Genomic DNA, 15,007 nt, shown 5'->3' with positions numbered 1-15,007 from the left:
CGCCATGCCCCCTCACTCAAATTACTCGGGTAACGTTTTTTCCGTTTTTTGTGCTCATACTATTTATTTCATAATCAAAATTGATACCTTATGGGCGAAAAGATGAATTTCCAAACAGCTTCTTAGATTTGTAAGATCATAATTCTGTAAATAATCTAACGGGATAAGCTAACAAAGCTTGAATAAATTGATTGCTAATATAGCATTTATGCTATATTTTTACCCAATTTTCCTACTATGACATGGATAGTTGAAACGCTCAATGCAACCGTGGATAAGGAAATCGAAGCCCTTCCTGTCGATATGCGAGCGCGGCTAACCCGTATTGCGTAACTTATCGCGACGGCTGGCCTTGAAAACGTCCACGCGCCGCATATAAAGCGCATTGAAGCCCAGTTATGGGAAATGCGGATGAAGGGTAAAGATGGCATATCACGCGCTGTATGTGACGGCAAAACAAAAACGGGTGGTGATTGTGCGTGTATTCATCAAGAAAACAGAAAAAACGCCCTGCCGAGAAATTGAAATCGCTTTGCCACGAGCAAGAGAGCTTCAAAATGACCAAGATTAACGACCTGCATAACAAAGGGATGCAGGATAAAACCTATCAAGAGGCTTACGATGCCTTGGAAGACGAGTTTGCGCTTGCGGCGGCTCTTATTGAAGCGCGGTCACGGGCTGGATTGACGCAAGGCGAACTGGCCGAGCGGATGCACACCACGCAATCCGTAGTGGCACGGCTTGAGGGCGGACACATCATGCCTACTACGCGCACCCTTGAAAAAATAGCCAAGGCGACCGGATCACGGCTCAAAATCAGCTTTGAGCCGGATATAGCGAATCATTCCCCCCCTGAACAGTCGAGATGAATGCGCGAGGGGCTTAAACCCCCGTCACATATGTTTTGATTGTGTTGTCATTTCTGAGCCACTGAAAGCGCCAAGTAAGGTGTAATCAAGATGCACTTTAAGACTTATTTTCAAAATCATGAAATTTAAAGACTTAGCAGAAAATTATCTCATCAATCCATTTTTAGGCGCGATCACTTCTGTAGTTGGCGTTATGATAGGTGTAATTGGTTCTCTTTATCCAGAAACAATAAAGCAAACCTTTTTGAAATTTTGCCTGGAATACAAATGTGTTTTATCTATTGACACTCTGATTTCAGCTAGTTTTTGGTTTTGCGTTTTTGGGTTTGGGTTGCTTTTTTGGGGAGTTCAATGGGCGCAAATGAAAAGAACTAACAGTGCGACCCAAGACATAACAAAACAATCAGATGAATTAGAAGAACTAGTAACTAGGCTTTTGACCTTGCCGCCGGAGGGATTTTTAGAAAAATTTCAAGAATTATATAGATCTGCATTTGTAATTTCTCAATCAGCATTGTTGAAAGAAGACGCGACAAAAAAAGAAATTGCACATTGTGTACGGTATGTTATGGGAATCCTCGCTGCACTTGTGAAATCATTTGATGGCGATCCACAAAATATTGGTTATCACGCTAATATTATGATTTACAAGGATAAAAATATTATTTTAGATAATCCTATAGAAAAAAAGAGGATAGAAGGCATTTTGAAATTTACTGATGGTTTTAGTAATATCGAGAATTATCTGGGCATTTTGGAGCTTATTCCAGAATTTTCTACAACAAGTGAATCAAAAGATTTCCAGGTCGATAATTCAATTAACAGCATCGGACTTCCAATTCCAGTAATATCGGAAGTCCGTATAGGTAACCAACCAAAACACAAAGTCTTACCGGGTGCCCCTTGGTCATTTGTTCACAAAATTTATGCAAGTTTTCATTCAATGGATGAATTTCTAAAATGGTGTAATGAACGGTGTGATTTTAGCGGTAGCGTTAAAAACGATTTAAAAGAATATTTCACAAATGGTGATGGTAAAGACATTAAGAGTTTTATTTCTTACCCACTATTACCGTTAAGTAACAAAGAAAAATCTGATCAGCCAGCGATAGGTGTGTTAAATATTCATCGTAATAGGGAGGGAATTTTAACAGGCCGAGGTAAGTCAAAAGAAATGAATAATTTAGGATTAAAACTTTTTACACCTATTTCCGATCCTTTTAGAATACTATTAGTGTTGTTACTTCAAAAATATTCATCAGCGAACTGATAATTATTAAAAAATAAATCTTATGAATATATTAAAAATAGAGGTGGTTTATGGATAATTTGATTAAATCGCTTATTGGCGATAAAACGATAGAACAAGCAATTCAAGAAAGTTCGGCGCGAATCCAAGCTGAAAGCAAACGGCAGTCCATCAAAATAACCGAAGTAAACAATGACGACGGGTATTTCACGGGTAGTATTTTTCCAGTTGAAAAAGCCAGGTCTGGTGGTCATGGAAATGACTAATAACCAAACCGAATTAGGGTAGACCAAAATATCTTAACGTCAATAATGCCCAATATTTTCAACCCTAAACACCTGATCCGGTTCAATTTTTCGGGTTGAATCAATATAACGCATGATCCAGAATTGACTATCATCCCGACTGGTTAGCATTAACGGCTTGCCATAAGATTTATGTTCAGCGTTGATTTTTTCCAGCGTGTCATCGGAATTGATAATATGACTGCCTTTTGTTTCCACCAACCGAACACCATCGCCAGCATGACGGTTATTTATGCCAACAATAAAATCAGGGAAATAGCGGTCAGCATCCGGCATGATAATCCCAACCGACCAAGGTTTACGCGGTTCGTTACGATGCCACCAGGCAATCGTGTTGCTTGTATCCGAATCTAACAACTCAGCAAAGCGGCGTTCGTTATCGTTAAGGTCTTGCGGTATCAAACCGTAGACGTTAAGGCGGGATCGGTTGATATAGTCCGGTGCGTCAATATAAGTTGGCAATTCACCGGAATCATAAAGCAGCTTAAAACGGGCGGCACATTCACGGCAAGCGTTCCGTATTAATGATGGATAAGTTGCCAGAATCAGGTTTAATGCCCTTGCTAATTCCAGATCGTTTAAATCCATGCCCCTATGTTCATTATATTCAGAACGCAATCGCTCCAACAAACGTGTTTGCAGATTGAGGGGATCAAAATATTCCGCATCAAAAAGGACACGCTGTGCGCGTCTGGCTATATCAGCATTTGATAACCGCGCCTGAACACTATCGACAATTGCATCAACTTGACCAAAAATATTATCAATCGTCGTTCTCGTGATCCTTAAATTTCTGCGTAAACCAGCATTCAACACATTTGCATTCAAATCAATCCGTGCGCTGATACATTTTTCCAACTCATCGGTACTTAGCGGCAAGCGTTCTGTTTTAAAACGATTTGGCAAGCCGTCACGTAGTGGAAATCGAGTATTGCCTTTTAAAATCGCAGGATATGGCGTTGACTGGTTATTAAATTGATTAGTTTGAGGCAACAAAAGATCCTCCCAAAGCGAAAAATTATCGCCTGGCTTGCTAAGTAAACTGGTAGCAGTTTGCCGTTCCGCTACGGCTGCTGGTTGCCACGACGGAATGGCGTAAGGTTGCGGCAATAAAGACAATTGCCCATTAACAGAAACTTGCACTTCCGGTTGATTGCCGATTTTAACGAGCATCGTATAAGGCGTTATTTCGGACATCTTTGTAGTGATGGCATTGATTTTCGCCCCTGCGCCTATCAAGCCGCCCTGGTTCTCGGCATCGGCCAGAAACACATAACCAAACCGTAACAACGGCGGCAAAGTTTTACTGATCGCCATCGCTTGCAAATGAGGATGCACCCGCAATATGCGTCCTACAACTTGAATCCCAAAATCCGTGCTGTTTGCCCCGCGCAAAGACACCAAGGTAAAGGCGCGAGGCGCATCAAAACCCAAAGCAACCGCCACCTTAAAAATCAACACTTCCTTGCTTTCATCCCGTGCAACAGCCAGTAAATCATCGTTTGGGTCGTCGGCGGTGTACCAAGCGATTGCGTCTTCCGATACACCCAGGTTCAACAGGCGTTGTTTGGTTTCCTCAATGGCCGTTTCTCCTGCTTTGCCAGAGTTACCAACTTGCACCAACATCAACGGCGTTAACCGGATGTTAGCCCCAGCCAAATGCGCTTTAATGGCTTGATGGGTACGCCAGCCATCTTCCAATGCCGTGGTCGGCAAATCGACAATCTCTTTTTGATCGTCCGGCACAAGATAGGCGATGGACTTCACCGCTTCCTTAATCAAGCCCGCATCCACGGCATTTTGCCGCGATACCTGAATGCGATGGATGACCGCTAACCCTGCCGCCCTTTTGAATTTTTCGACATCGGCATGATCCGGCGTGGCGGTTATCAACAGGGTAAATTCAGGCCGCATCACGTCCCGGTAAAAATTCACCGTTTCGGTCGCCTTGGTGAAACTGTGGTGGGCTTCATCCACCACTACGCCGATCCGAAAACCCGCATCACGCAGTTCAGGGATAAATTCATCCAGCGATAACGATAAATCGCCACTCTTTCGTAAAATGCGCGTTTCCGCATTACGGGCAGCTACGGATGCCCAGGTAGTGACAAACACATCGCCGCTATTGGCGGAATACGTCTTGCGTTCACAACTCAAATCACGGATTTTTAAACCGTTAAAATCCCGTTTTAAAGCGCTTTTCGCCTGCTCAACCAAATTGGCAAACGGGGTAAACCAAAACCAGATAATTTTGGCATTGTCCCGGTGATCGTTACGGGCAAAACTTTCGGCAATCAGACCAGCCATCAAGGTTTTTCCCGCGCCTGTAGGGGCTTCCAATAACACACAGCCGTTAAAGGCACTGATGGCGCGTTGGCTATCGGCATCAACTACCTGATGCAACTGGTTTTCCGCATAACGGAAAATCTCAAGTGCGTTGTTTACCGCATCGCCCTGATAGCCTTTGGGTGCAATGCTTGTCATGCTATGCCCCTATTGCCAAAGCGATCAACCAGGAATTGCGGGATGGGCAAAAAGCTAATCCGGTCATCCTCAAAATGTTGCCGCAATAAGCCAGGCTGCCAACTGTAAATAACCAGGATTGATCCCTTGGCTATCAAGGATTTCATACCGTTTAGTACGGCATCGTTGATTTTGGGCAGGTACAACACGGTGGTATTGCCATATTCTAAGCGTTGGATTAGGGCGTTGGGTTCAAACAGCGATACGGTTTCCGCATGGATTAATTGCAATGCCGTCCAGATGGCTTCATGTTGGATGCTGTTGAATAAGGTCTCTGTGGGGTGACGTTGGGTACGGAAATAAGCAAAACCTCCACCCATACCTGTAACGGCTTCACCTTTTTTGTTGGTGTAGCCTAGAGAGACACGCCGTGCCCGTTCCGCACAAACATCCCGGCACAAGTTTTTATCGGGTTCGCTTTCGGTCGCTTCGGCGCAGGATACCAAGATAAAGCGACGATTGCCGTCGTCTTCGGCATTGAGCCTCATAACGGCATGAGCAGTGGTGCCGCTTCCCGCGAAAAAATCCAGAACAATGTCGCCGGGGGTTGTAGCAATACGGAGAATCCGTTCAATTAGCTGAGTTGGCTTTGGATTATCAAAAACCGCTTCACCAAAAATATCCTTAATTTCATTACCGCCATCATCAGTGGTGCCAGAATCTTTATATGACCACAAATCGATAGGCACCATCCCTTTGGTTTCAGATAGGTACAGCTTTAGCCTTGGATACATCGCATCATTATTATTACCCCACCATAACCGATTTTCTGCTTTGTGGCGTTCATGCTCAGTCATGGAGTATTTCCAAGCGTGTGTTGGATGCTTTATTTCAATTTCTTTTGGACTAAAAATTGGGTAAACGAGATTCGGGCGTTTTTCTTTAGTTGCCGGATTGACATAAGAACATGTCATCCATGCGCCACTTGGATCGTTATCAGGATTTGAAAAATTTGCATCAGCCTTTGCGGTTCTTGCTTCTTTCATAGTTGCAACTGCGGGAGATGTACGGAAAACAATTATCCAATCTTTTAACGAATAAAACAGCTTGGCGTTATTACTCCTTGTATATCGCTTTTCCCAAGCAATACAAGCCAAGAAGTTGTTTTCACCGAATATGCTATCCATAAGCAAACGCAAGTTCGCACCTTCCCCATCATCAATCGAAACAAAAATCACGCCCTCCTCTGCCAACAATTCTCGCGCCAATAATAAGCGGCGGTTCATAAATTCCAGCCATTTGGAATGGCGGTAAGCATCGTCTTTATCAACAAATCGGTCGTTGTAGATGAAATCGCGGTTGCCTGTATTGTAAGGCGGGTCAATATAAATGCACTTCACCTTACCCGCATGGGTCATCCGCAGGTAGCGCAAGGCATCAAAATTGTCGCCTTCGATAATCAGGTTGCGGTAAGGGGCTTCGCCGCAGGATAAGGCCGGGTCAAAATCCAGGGTGACAAAATCATCGTTCACCGCCTTTTCGTGTTCAATCTCCTTACGTTCCCAAACCAGGCCAAAACGCGGCCTCCGGTCACGCAAGCGCAATTCACGAATCAATTCTTCACGGCTGTAGTCGTCGTAGTTGTCGGCCATATTCTTATTTTTGTGCGCCATTTAAACCTAGATACTCAGGATTTTGGGCTGGTTTTTTCCGGTATAAAACGCTAAGAGTTTGTTGAAGAATAGCAATAAATTACTATTTTTGTGGCTCTAATGTAATAAAGCAGTATGCAACTTTATCAAAATAGCTAGGCTGTCAGGATAAAACGGTTAACCAAAACAATACTGTATTGCCTCCTTGGTTAAGAAAAAAGCGGGTAATACGAGGTTTATCAAACTAGCAACAACTTAGCCAGCGGCCACACTGGAGCTGAATAGAGGCATCTTGGGTATCTTGAGCGGGTCATTGAATAAAGGTGTGATGTAACGCAGCATAATACAGTCCAACAAGGTACGATAAGGGCTATACTATAAACCTTTATGTTCTGTATCCGATAAGAATTTATTGTAACAGTTACAATTGTCTAAGTTATTGATTATATAGAAATATATTAATGTAATTAATTTTACATTTTTTTGAGAGAAAAATCGTCAACTTTTCATTTTCAACTAACGATTTCGGCCCTTTGCCGTCTGTTGCTTCATCTGGCTCAATGGCAGCAATTTAGCGAAAAGCTGTCAGTGCATAATTTAAGGGATTGATAATGAACCGAAATAAAGCGCAACAATTCCTACAAACCTCGCTCGCTAAGCCAACCGCTGAATTCCGTGACGGCCAGTGGGAGGCGATTGATGCCTTAGTTAATCAACGGCAAAAACTATTGGTGGTACAGCGAACCGGATGGGGTAAAAGCTCGGTTTACTTTATCAGTACCAAGATTTTCCGAGATAGAGGCTTGGGGCCGACAATTATTGTTTCGCCCTTGCTGGCCTTGATGCGCAACCAGATCGAATCCGCTCAGCGTTTAGGGATTGTGGCAGAAACCATGAACTCCACCAACACGGCAGACTGGCAGGCCGTGACGCGGCGTATTTTGGCTAACGTAATCGACTGCCTACTGATTTCGCCAGAACGCTTGGCTAACGATAACTTTATCGAAACAGTCTTGCAGCCGATTGCTGACCGCATTGCCCTAATGGTGATTGATGAAGCACACTGTATTTCGGACTGGGGGCATGATTTCCGTCCGGATTATCGGCGTATCGTAAATATCCTGCGCCAATTGCCATCCAATACTCCGGTGCTCGGTACCACCGCCACCGCTAATAATCGTGTCGTCGCCGATATTCAAACACAGTTGGGCGATATTCAGATCCAGCGAGGACCCCTGATTCGGGAAAGCTTGGCGTTGCAAACCATGGTATTGCCCGGCCAAGCCTCGCGTCTGGCCTGGTTGGCTCAAGTAATTCCGACTTTACCGGGTACAGGTATCGTGTATGTATTAACCCAGCGCGATGCCGAGATGGTAGCTCGATGGTTAAATCAACAAGGTATTAAAGCACTTCCATACTACAGTGGGGTCACACACCCAGATTTCGTAAATCATGTTGGTAAAGAAGATTCAGATGCTTATCGCCAATTCCTTGAAGAACAACTATTAGCCAATGAATTAAAAGTTTTGGTTGCCACTACAGCGTTGGGTATGGGGTACGATAAGCCCGACCTGAGCTTTGTGATCCACTATCAAACTCCTGGCTCCATTGTGGCCTACTACCAGCAGGTAGGCCGCGCTGGTCGAGGAATCGACGATGCTGTGGGTGTGCTGATGTCTGGAGCAGAAGATGGCGATATACATGAGTTCTTCAGAAGAACAGCATTTCCTAGTCGACAAGATGTCGAGAGGCTCTTATCCGCTCTTGAAAACGCGGACGGATTATCACTAGAGAAACTCGAAAAAGAAGCGAACCTGCCCCAGAGACGGATAGAGCATGCCCTGAAATACCTAAGGACAGAGAGCCCATCACCGGTATTTGCAAATGGAAAGACTTGGTACAGAACTCCTGTTCACTACCAGATGGATTCAGAGCATATAAGGAAAATCACAGGGATTCGTGAGAGAGAGAGTGGGTAGAGATTAATGAATACCTGCATAGCGCCAGCTGCTTGATGACAACACTAAGAAATGCGCTAGACGATAGTAGTCAAGGAATGTGTGATAAATGTGAGAACTGTGTTGGCCAACCTATTCTATCAAAAGAGGTTGATCAAGCCCTTGGTATTAAGGCTACCCAGTTTTTACGACATGCTGAAGAAGTCATCAAGCCAAGAAAACAAATTGCGACATCAAACGATGAGGCTGCAAGAACTTTCACAGAATACAATTTCCCCAGAAATCTTGGAGCATTGATTGCTCAAGAAGGGCGTGTGTTATCCCGTTGGGGAGATGCGGGTTGGGGTAGGACGGTAGCGGACAATAAACATGTCGGCCATTTTAGCGATGAGCTGGTAGACGCTATGGCTGAGATGATTCAGCAGCGCTGGCAACCAACCCCTGCTCCTGCTTGGATTTGTTGTGTGCCCTCCCGCAATCACCCTGAATTGGTGCCGGATTTCGCTCGTAGACTGGCTGTTCGGTTAGGTTTGCCGTTCATTGATGCGGTTAGCAAGGTGAAAAACAACCTGCCACAAAAAGGGCAGCAGAATCGCTTCCATCAATGTCACAATCTGGACGGAGCTTTTGCTATCCAACAGCCCATACCTAATGGTCCCGTCTTGTTGATCGATGATATTGTGGATTCGGGCTGGACCTTAACGGTGATCGCAGCCTTGTTACAACAAGCAGGCAGCGGCTGCGTTTATCCGGCAGCGCTTGCTTCCTCTTCGGTGAACGACTGATGAATTTATCATCTACCGCTCAAGCCACACTACTGTTAACCAGTTATTTCAGCAAGGCAAGCAGCGACGATGCAAAACCGCTTACCAATGTTGAGTGGGGCCGTTTTGCGCTGTGGCTAAAAGAAAAATCCACTACGCCAGCGGATTTGCTGGTATCTGAACCTAGATCACTGCTCAATGGCTGGCACGATTCGCGTATCAGTGTAGAGCGTATTTTGCAACTGCTAAACCGGGGTCATAGCCTGGCATTGGCGGTAGAAAAGTGGCAGCGTGCTGGTCTATGGGTGGTAACGCGTTCAGACTCTGAATATCCCAGACGACTAAAACAGCGCCTGAAAACCGATTCGCCCCCCGTGTTGTTCGGTTGTGGTAACAAAGCCTTGTTGAATTCGGGGGGCCTTGCCGTGATCGGCTCCCGAAATGCCAGCGAAAGCGATTTATCGTTTACCGAGCAGGTGGGAGCCAAAGCAGCGGCCGGAGGCATAGCCATTGTATCCGGCGGCGCCCGTGGGGTGGATGAAGCCGCCATGCTCGGGGCAGTAAAAAGTGGCGGGCCTGTCATCGGCGTGATGGCCGATAGCCTGTTGAGGGCAGCAACCAGTGCCAAATGGCGAAAAGGGCTAATGGACGGCAATACTGTGCTGGTTTCGTCTTTTTACCCGGAAGCGGGATTTAGCGCGGGTAACGCGATGGCAAGGAATAAATACATTTATTGTCTCGCCGATAGTTCGTTGGTTATTCACTCGGGCAAAAAAGGAGGCACTCTCAATGGGGCAGAAGAGAACTTGAAAAAGGGATGGGTTCCATTGTGGGTAAAACCAACCGATGACAAAAACGCTGCCAACGCTGACTTGGTTGCCAAAGGTGGACGTTATTGTGAGTCTGACATACAGAGTCTCAATATTGGCTCGATGTTCACTGCTGATAACAATACAGCGCATCAGGTGAAAGAAGCACAGGATGACATATTCTCTATTAGTCCGAGCCACGAACAAGTGGCACAACAAGAACTATTTAGTTCAGCAGATGAAGGTGTTGTGCAGGAAATACCAGTTGTTAGTGATATGACAGCGGAATCGATGCCGAATGAATACTACGAATCGGCATCCCTTGAGGAAGGTGAATCTACGATTTCTCCTGTAGATTTTTATCAGGTGTTTTTGGGGGAGCTGCGCCGGTTGGCTGAAAACCCAGTGACTCTAGATGAACTGATGGAGAGTACCGCGCTGCATAAGTCACAGCTAAATGATTGGTTGAAGCGTCCCACTGACGATGGCGTGGTCAAAAAGCTTAATCGCCCTGTGCGCTACCAATGGGTAAAGAATAAATAAGAAGGGAGTATTGATTATGGCGGTTTTGAATATTGGTTTTTGAATCAGGTTCGGCTGCTTCGTTTAGCTTCCTTGAGTGGCGCTCCCCTTGCCTTTGCGTTGCGTCAGGCGGCTTTAGATGATTAACCAGTCGTTTATTTTCTCTCTTTAATGGGCTGGTTTTGACCGATTCCAGATGTATAAAAATTGTTCGGTCAATAAAAACCTTGACCTGTCTACATAACTGAGTGGCAGGAAACCGCCAATAGCAAGAGCTTAAGCAACCTTGATATATCAGCCTGAAAAATCAAAAGTCTATGGCTTTGGCTGGACTATGGGAGCACTGGCAAGGCAAGGATGGCAGTGAAATTGAGTCATGCTCTATCATCGTGACATCGGGCAATGAACTGATGCATTCCATCCATGACCGGATGCCCGTAATCCTACCGCCGGAAACTTGGTAGACTTGGCTGGATACCGCCAACACCAACAAGCAAGACTTACAAAGCTTGCTAACGCAATATCCAGCCGATGAAATGACCGCTTGGCCTGTGAGTACGCTTGTAAATAGTCCGAAGCATAATGGCGAGGAATGTATTAGCCGTGTTGCTAGTGTCGGTTAGAAAAAATGCGGATGCGGGTTCGTTGTGTCAATCACCGCTGCTGCATCAAAACGACATTTGAAGTATCCATATTCACCAATAGATTTAAACGCTCTCCTAACACGCGCCATGCTTCAGCCTGTTCTGCTTTTAATTCTTGCCGCTGATAGATTCTCTTCATTTTATTTTCCTCGGTGTGATTAAGGCATTTTTCAATCACATCAGGTGGTATCTTCAAGTTACCCATGATTGTTGCCCCTGTTCGTCTTAAGTCATGCGGTGTCCACTTACCGCCAGTTAAAACTAAAGCTTGAGAATCTTTAGAGCGGTTGCTAAGGATGGTCTTGGTTTGTCTTCCGGTAATTTGAACGGTGATGGATTTATCGCAAACATGGCTAGAATGGCCACGATTAGGAAAAATCCACATTTCATTTTTGGCTAACTGCTTTAATAGCTTGAATTGCGCCAGAGCAAAATCTGATAAATAAATCGTGTGGACTTTGCCATTTTTGCTGTTGGCTACAGGAATCGTCCAAGTTTTCAAATGAAAGTCGACATCTGAAAACTTGGCTTTGGATAATTCACCTATTCGGCAAAGGGTTGATAAAGCAATCCAGACGGCGCACTCGGTGGATTTCAATAAATTTGCATTGGGCAGTTGCCGCGCTAACGCCCTGATCTCAAGCTCGCTTAAAACTCTATCGCGCTCAACATCTTTGCCACCTATCTTGGCTTTACGGATGCTTGCGGTCGGGTCAAATTCGATAATGCCACGATCAACGGCAAATCGAAACATCTGCCGCATTAGGGCAAGTATCATTTTCGCCATGCGCTTTACGCCGCGTGTCAATAATGCATCTATTACTTGGGTAATATGGCCTTTACGTACATCCTCAACAAACAAAATTCCCAATACTGGCAAAACATCCTTTTCAAACATTCTCGACACCTCCTTAACATCCTTGCGATTAGTTAATTCGGTATCGCGCCACCGGACAAATAAGCCTCGAACAGTCACCCGAGCTTCAAGTTTGGTTAAAGCTTCCTGTTCATCAAGCTGATGTTGCCGAACGCGCTCTTTTTGGAGTTTTGCCTCAAGGTTCGGGTCGATACCGTCTTTTAACATTTGCGTGTAAGTATCTCGGTCTTTTCTCGCTTCTACCAAGTCGCTCGCCTTTAAGCTTAGCCATTGTTGCTTGCCGTCAAAGCGAAAGCGAAAGCGAAAAAATATACCGCCACCATCGGCAATAGGGCGAACACGAACATATAAGCCACCACCATCGTTTATGTTCTGTTCTTTGTCAGTGGGTTTCAGGTGCTTAAATGCCAGTGGTTTTATTTTGTTGATGGCCATCTTTCAACTCCCTTGGACATTAGATTAAGTAAAAGGATTTGAAAAAATCAAGACGTTAGCTCGATTTTTCGGGGACTCATACGGGTACACTTTAAAACTGAATTTTAATGAAATTTATAGTATCACTTTGGACAGTAGTAAGCAATAAACGACTGTATTGGTAAAGAATATTTTAATATTTAAAATTGTATTGGACGGGGAAAAACAACAATTTACCTATATGGGGTGCAAGGGATAGAAGGTTCAAATCCTTTCGTCCCGACCAATTGAATCAATGAGTTATATTAACGCCTAAGTTCAAAAATGCAGGATTAGCGGTTTTGGGATAACAATTTTATATTGTTATTCTAATTTGCTAGAGCATTTTCAGCTTGTCTTTACGAAAACTTCCACTGTCTGAATTCGGCGAAGGTTTTTCGCTAAAGAATGAAGTCCTGATGCTTAAAGCCTATTCGATGGATTTATGCAAGCGAGTGATAGACTCCTGCGTCAAGGCCAGACCCTTGTCGAAGTGGCGAAGCGCTTCGCCGCAAGCACCTCGTTCTTCGAGAAGTTGCAACAGCAGCGACGTGAGCGCGGCACGCTGGAACCCAACCCTCACGGCGGCGGACACCAGTTTCGACTCGCTCGGGCGCCTGATAAAACGCGGCGCCCCATGTTGTTCACGAAGCCCGATACCACGCTGGCAGAGCTAGGGGAGAAGCTGGGGGTGAACGTCCACCAGTCCGCGCTCTGGGATCGCCTGCAGCGCCTCGGTCTGACCTTCAAAAACACTGACAGCGGCCGAGCGGGCGTTCGTGGTCGCCTTGCACCATCGCGGCTTAACGGCTCCGATGGTGATCTAAGGGGCGATGGATGGCGGCTACATACGGTTCTAGCCGGGAGCATTGGTAGCCGCCAAAGAGCTTGCCTTGAACGGATCCGGTTCCACGCCACAAGGCGCTGGCGCGGTATCGCCCCATTCATTAAAAGATGGCTTTTCCATACTGGCTCGAACAACCGTCAAAAAGCCTTGATCAGAAAAAAATTTCCGTTAAGCTGTCCATAAGTTCCGCCCTTCCCCGCAACAGCTTAAGATTGCGCAACCTGAATCAGAGCCCGCTCAAGGCGAATGCCTCAGACCCTTAATTTTGCAAGCCCCTCTGCGCTGATGCCGAGGCTTGCCGTGCCAGAATGTAACCTTGTACATGGAGGAAAAGCATGGCCGTTACCGCAGACGCTTCAATATGCTGACGCCCTTTATATAATGCCGCCCTAGCAAAACCTCTGATCAAAAATGACAGGATGCAGCAACCGGAAGAGACGATAGGCAAGTGGCGGGGTAGCTTGAGCATCCAGATACAGGCAGCAATTGATACGTTTGGCAATCCGGTCCGGCTGTTACTGACGGGGGGCAGGTGTCCTTATGCATCCAAGCGGAAGTCCTAATCCAAGGTTTTCATGCCGGCTTTGTCCTGCGGACAAGGGCTATGCTATGATTCCGATGCGTTTATGCCTGCAATCAACGGCAACGGGGCCACCGGGATTATCCCGCCCTAAAGTAACCGCAAAATGCCCAGAAAGTATGACCAAGACATCTACAAAAAACGTAACCTCCTGGAGCGGTTGCTCCAAAAACTGAAAGCCTACCGTCGCGTCTCTACACGTTACAAAAGGCTAGTAGTCAATTATATGACGCTGCTGAGCCTTGTCGGCATCGTAATTTGGCTAAAATGAGAACAGCCCCTAGGACTTGCTTTGAAGCTGAACGAACTGCTTAGTTGGGGCAACTTGCAGCATATAAATCGGCGCTGGCTTAGGACATTATTAAAAGAGCGAGCCTACGATTAAGAACTTGCCCCTCTATAGCCCGTCTCTCAAGCTATCGTATGATTTTTGCCCCGCTGAAAACGCTCCTGTGTAAGTCAGCGGCATGACCGTATGAAAAATCTCGGGCCACTGTCGGTCAATTAATCGAGCAGCAGCATTTATTAGCCGTAGCCGCAAAGCGGCTGAATATAGGAAAATCTCTGGTGCTTTCTTGAATACATAGTTCCACGTTTTAGAAATATCTTCTGATTTTCAGTAAAATATAACGCTTTTGATTCTATCTTCGCCTTGACAATTTAAAAGTATTTAGACTCTGCAGGTAACTAGCCTTTGAACCCATTAAATTCAATCTGTGATTACTGAAGCAGGTCATTTTTCCCAGAAATTATTCAGGTTTTTATGCGCGACCTAGTAGTGAGTTCCAATAAAACAATTACACATTAAGCCACCCCAAGGTCGAATTTATTCCAGCGGAATAGGACAGGTGACGCATTAAACTCGCCGATCCCTTTTAGGATTCGCGCTTTCAGTTCATCGACAGATTCCACTCGAATGTGCCGCCAGAAAGTTCTAGCCATTTTAGAGAATGCGCACTCGATCAGATTGAGCCAAGAGCCGTGTTTTGGCGTATGCACATATTCAAAGCGCCCT

At 45.5% G+C, this 15,007-nt stretch carries 12 protein-coding genes and 1 pseudogene; 9 read left to right on the top strand and 4 right to left on the bottom strand.

All coding sequences use genetic code 11. From position 1 onward, the window contains the following. Nucleotides 1-424 precede the first annotated feature (424 nt). The 4 genes from HUX64_RS19365 (at nt 425) to HUX64_RS16955 (ending at nt 2,384) form a co-directional block, all read left to right on the top strand. Nucleotides 425-571, top strand: a complete 147-nt coding sequence (locus HUX64_RS19365; protein WP_217426589.1) for a type II toxin-antitoxin system RelE/ParE family toxin — start codon at nt 425-427, stop codon at nt 569-571. Further along, nucleotides 558-869: a helix-turn-helix domain-containing protein gene (locus tag HUX64_RS16965; protein ID WP_174627396.1), complete on the top strand. Its 312-nt coding sequence runs from the start codon at nt 558-560 to the stop codon at nt 867-869. The genes HUX64_RS19365 and HUX64_RS16965 overlap by 14 nt, the downstream gene beginning before the upstream one ends. 118 nt (nt 870-987) lie before the next feature. Continuing rightward, nucleotides 988-2,139 carry a hypothetical protein gene (locus HUX64_RS16960; protein WP_174627395.1) on the top strand — a complete coding sequence of 384 codons (1,152 nt, stop codon included), beginning with the start codon at nt 988-990 and terminating at the stop codon, nt 2,137-2,139. A gap of 50 nt (nt 2,140-2,189) precedes the next feature. After that, nucleotides 2,190-2,384: a hypothetical protein gene (locus HUX64_RS16955; protein WP_174627394.1), complete on the top strand. Its 195-nt coding sequence runs from the start codon at nt 2,190-2,192 to the stop codon at nt 2,382-2,384. 39 nt (nt 2,385-2,423) lie between these two features. On the opposite strand, the gene HUX64_RS16950 is transcribed toward HUX64_RS16955, so the two are convergent. After that, on the bottom strand, nt 2,424-4,907 hold the full coding sequence (locus HUX64_RS16950) for a DEAD/DEAH box helicase (protein WP_174627393.1): 2,484 nt from the start codon (nt 4,905-4,907) through the stop codon (nt 2,424-2,426). Beyond that, entirely contained in the window at nt 4,904-6,538 is a 1,635-nt protein-coding gene (locus tag HUX64_RS16945) for a site-specific DNA-methyltransferase (RefSeq protein WP_174627392.1), read from the bottom strand. The genes HUX64_RS16950 and HUX64_RS16945 overlap by 4 nt, the downstream gene beginning before the upstream one ends. Before the next feature lie 611 nt (nt 6,539-7,149). Here HUX64_RS16945 and HUX64_RS19910 point away from each other — a divergent pair. The 4 genes from HUX64_RS19910 to HUX64_RS20550 all read left to right on the top strand — a co-directional run bounded on the left by HUX64_RS19910 (nt 7,150) and on the right by HUX64_RS20550 (nt 11,055). After that, on the top strand, nt 7,150-8,517 hold the full coding sequence (locus tag HUX64_RS19910) for a RecQ family ATP-dependent DNA helicase (RefSeq protein WP_246247101.1): 1,368 nt from the start codon (nt 7,150-7,152) through the stop codon (nt 8,515-8,517). A 35-nt stretch (nt 8,518-8,552) separates the two neighbouring features. Then, a complete protein-coding gene (locus HUX64_RS19905) occupies nt 8,553-9,281 on the top strand; it encodes a ComF family protein (protein ID WP_343034419.1) in 729 nt (242 codons plus the stop codon). Then, nucleotides 9,281-10,612, top strand: coding sequence for a DNA-processing protein DprA (locus HUX64_RS16935; RefSeq protein ID WP_174627391.1), 1,332 nt, complete (start codon nt 9,281-9,283; stop codon nt 10,610-10,612). The genes HUX64_RS19905 and HUX64_RS16935 overlap by 1 nt, the downstream gene beginning before the upstream one ends. A 272-nt stretch (nt 10,613-10,884) precedes the next feature. Further along, a complete protein-coding gene (locus HUX64_RS20550; RefSeq protein ID WP_425484274.1) occupies nt 10,885-11,055 on the top strand; it encodes an SOS response-associated peptidase family protein in 171 nt (56 codons plus the stop codon). Nucleotides 11,056-11,245: 190 nt separating this feature from the next. Here the strand turns inward: HUX64_RS20550 and HUX64_RS16925 are convergent, their stop codons facing one another. Next, nucleotides 11,246-12,547, bottom strand: coding sequence for a tyrosine-type recombinase/integrase (locus HUX64_RS16925; RefSeq protein WP_174627389.1), 1,302 nt, complete (start codon nt 12,545-12,547; stop codon nt 11,246-11,248). Between the two features lie 463 nt (nt 12,548-13,010). Between HUX64_RS16925 and HUX64_RS16920 the strand changes: the two genes are divergently transcribed. Next, a complete protein-coding gene (locus HUX64_RS16920) occupies nt 13,011-13,595 on the top strand; it encodes a hypothetical protein (RefSeq protein WP_174627388.1) in 585 nt (194 codons plus the stop codon). Between the two features lie 1,201 nt (nt 13,596-14,796). Here the strand turns inward: HUX64_RS16920 and HUX64_RS16910 are convergent. Continuing rightward, a pseudogene (locus tag HUX64_RS16910) lies at nt 14,797-15,007 on the bottom strand (IS630-like element ISCARN21 family transposase); the annotation flags it as partial.

Source organism: Candidatus Methylobacter favarea, from assembly GCF_902806695.1.
Classification (GTDB): Bacteria; Pseudomonadota; Gammaproteobacteria; order Methylococcales; family Methylomonadaceae; genus Methylobacter_B; species Methylobacter_B favarea.
This window is presented reverse-complemented; position numbering and strand designations above follow the sequence as displayed.

Coding starts and splice junctions, on each gene's coding strand:
- HUX64_RS19365 (WP_217426589.1), top strand. CDS start 425: ATGGCATATCACGCGCTGTATGTGACGGCAAAACAAAAACGGGTGGTG.
- HUX64_RS16965 (WP_174627396.1), top strand. CDS start 558: ATGACCAAGATTAACGACCTGCATAACAAAGGGATGCAGGATAAAACC.
- HUX64_RS16960 (WP_174627395.1), top strand. CDS start 988: ATGAAATTTAAAGACTTAGCAGAAAATTATCTCATCAATCCATTTTTA.
- HUX64_RS16955 (WP_174627394.1), top strand. CDS start 2,190: ATGGATAATTTGATTAAATCGCTTATTGGCGATAAAACGATAGAACAA.
- HUX64_RS16950 (WP_174627393.1), bottom strand. CDS start 4,907: ATGACAAGCATTGCACCCAAAGGCTATCAGGGCGATGCGGTAAACAAC.
- HUX64_RS16945 (WP_174627392.1), bottom strand. CDS start 6,538: ATGGCCGACAACTACGACGACTACAGCCGTGAAGAATTGATTCGTGAA.
- HUX64_RS19910 (WP_246247101.1), top strand. CDS start 7,150: ATGAACCGAAATAAAGCGCAACAATTCCTACAAACCTCGCTCGCTAAG.
- HUX64_RS19905 (WP_343034419.1), top strand. CDS start 8,553: ATGACAACACTAAGAAATGCGCTAGACGATAGTAGTCAAGGAATGTGT.
- HUX64_RS16935 (WP_174627391.1), top strand. CDS start 9,281: ATGAATTTATCATCTACCGCTCAAGCCACACTACTGTTAACCAGTTAT.
- HUX64_RS16925 (WP_174627389.1), bottom strand. CDS start 12,547: ATGGCCATCAACAAAATAAAACCACTGGCATTTAAGCACCTGAAACCC.
- HUX64_RS16920 (WP_174627388.1), top strand. CDS start 13,011: ATGCAAGCGAGTGATAGACTCCTGCGTCAAGGCCAGACCCTTGTCGAA.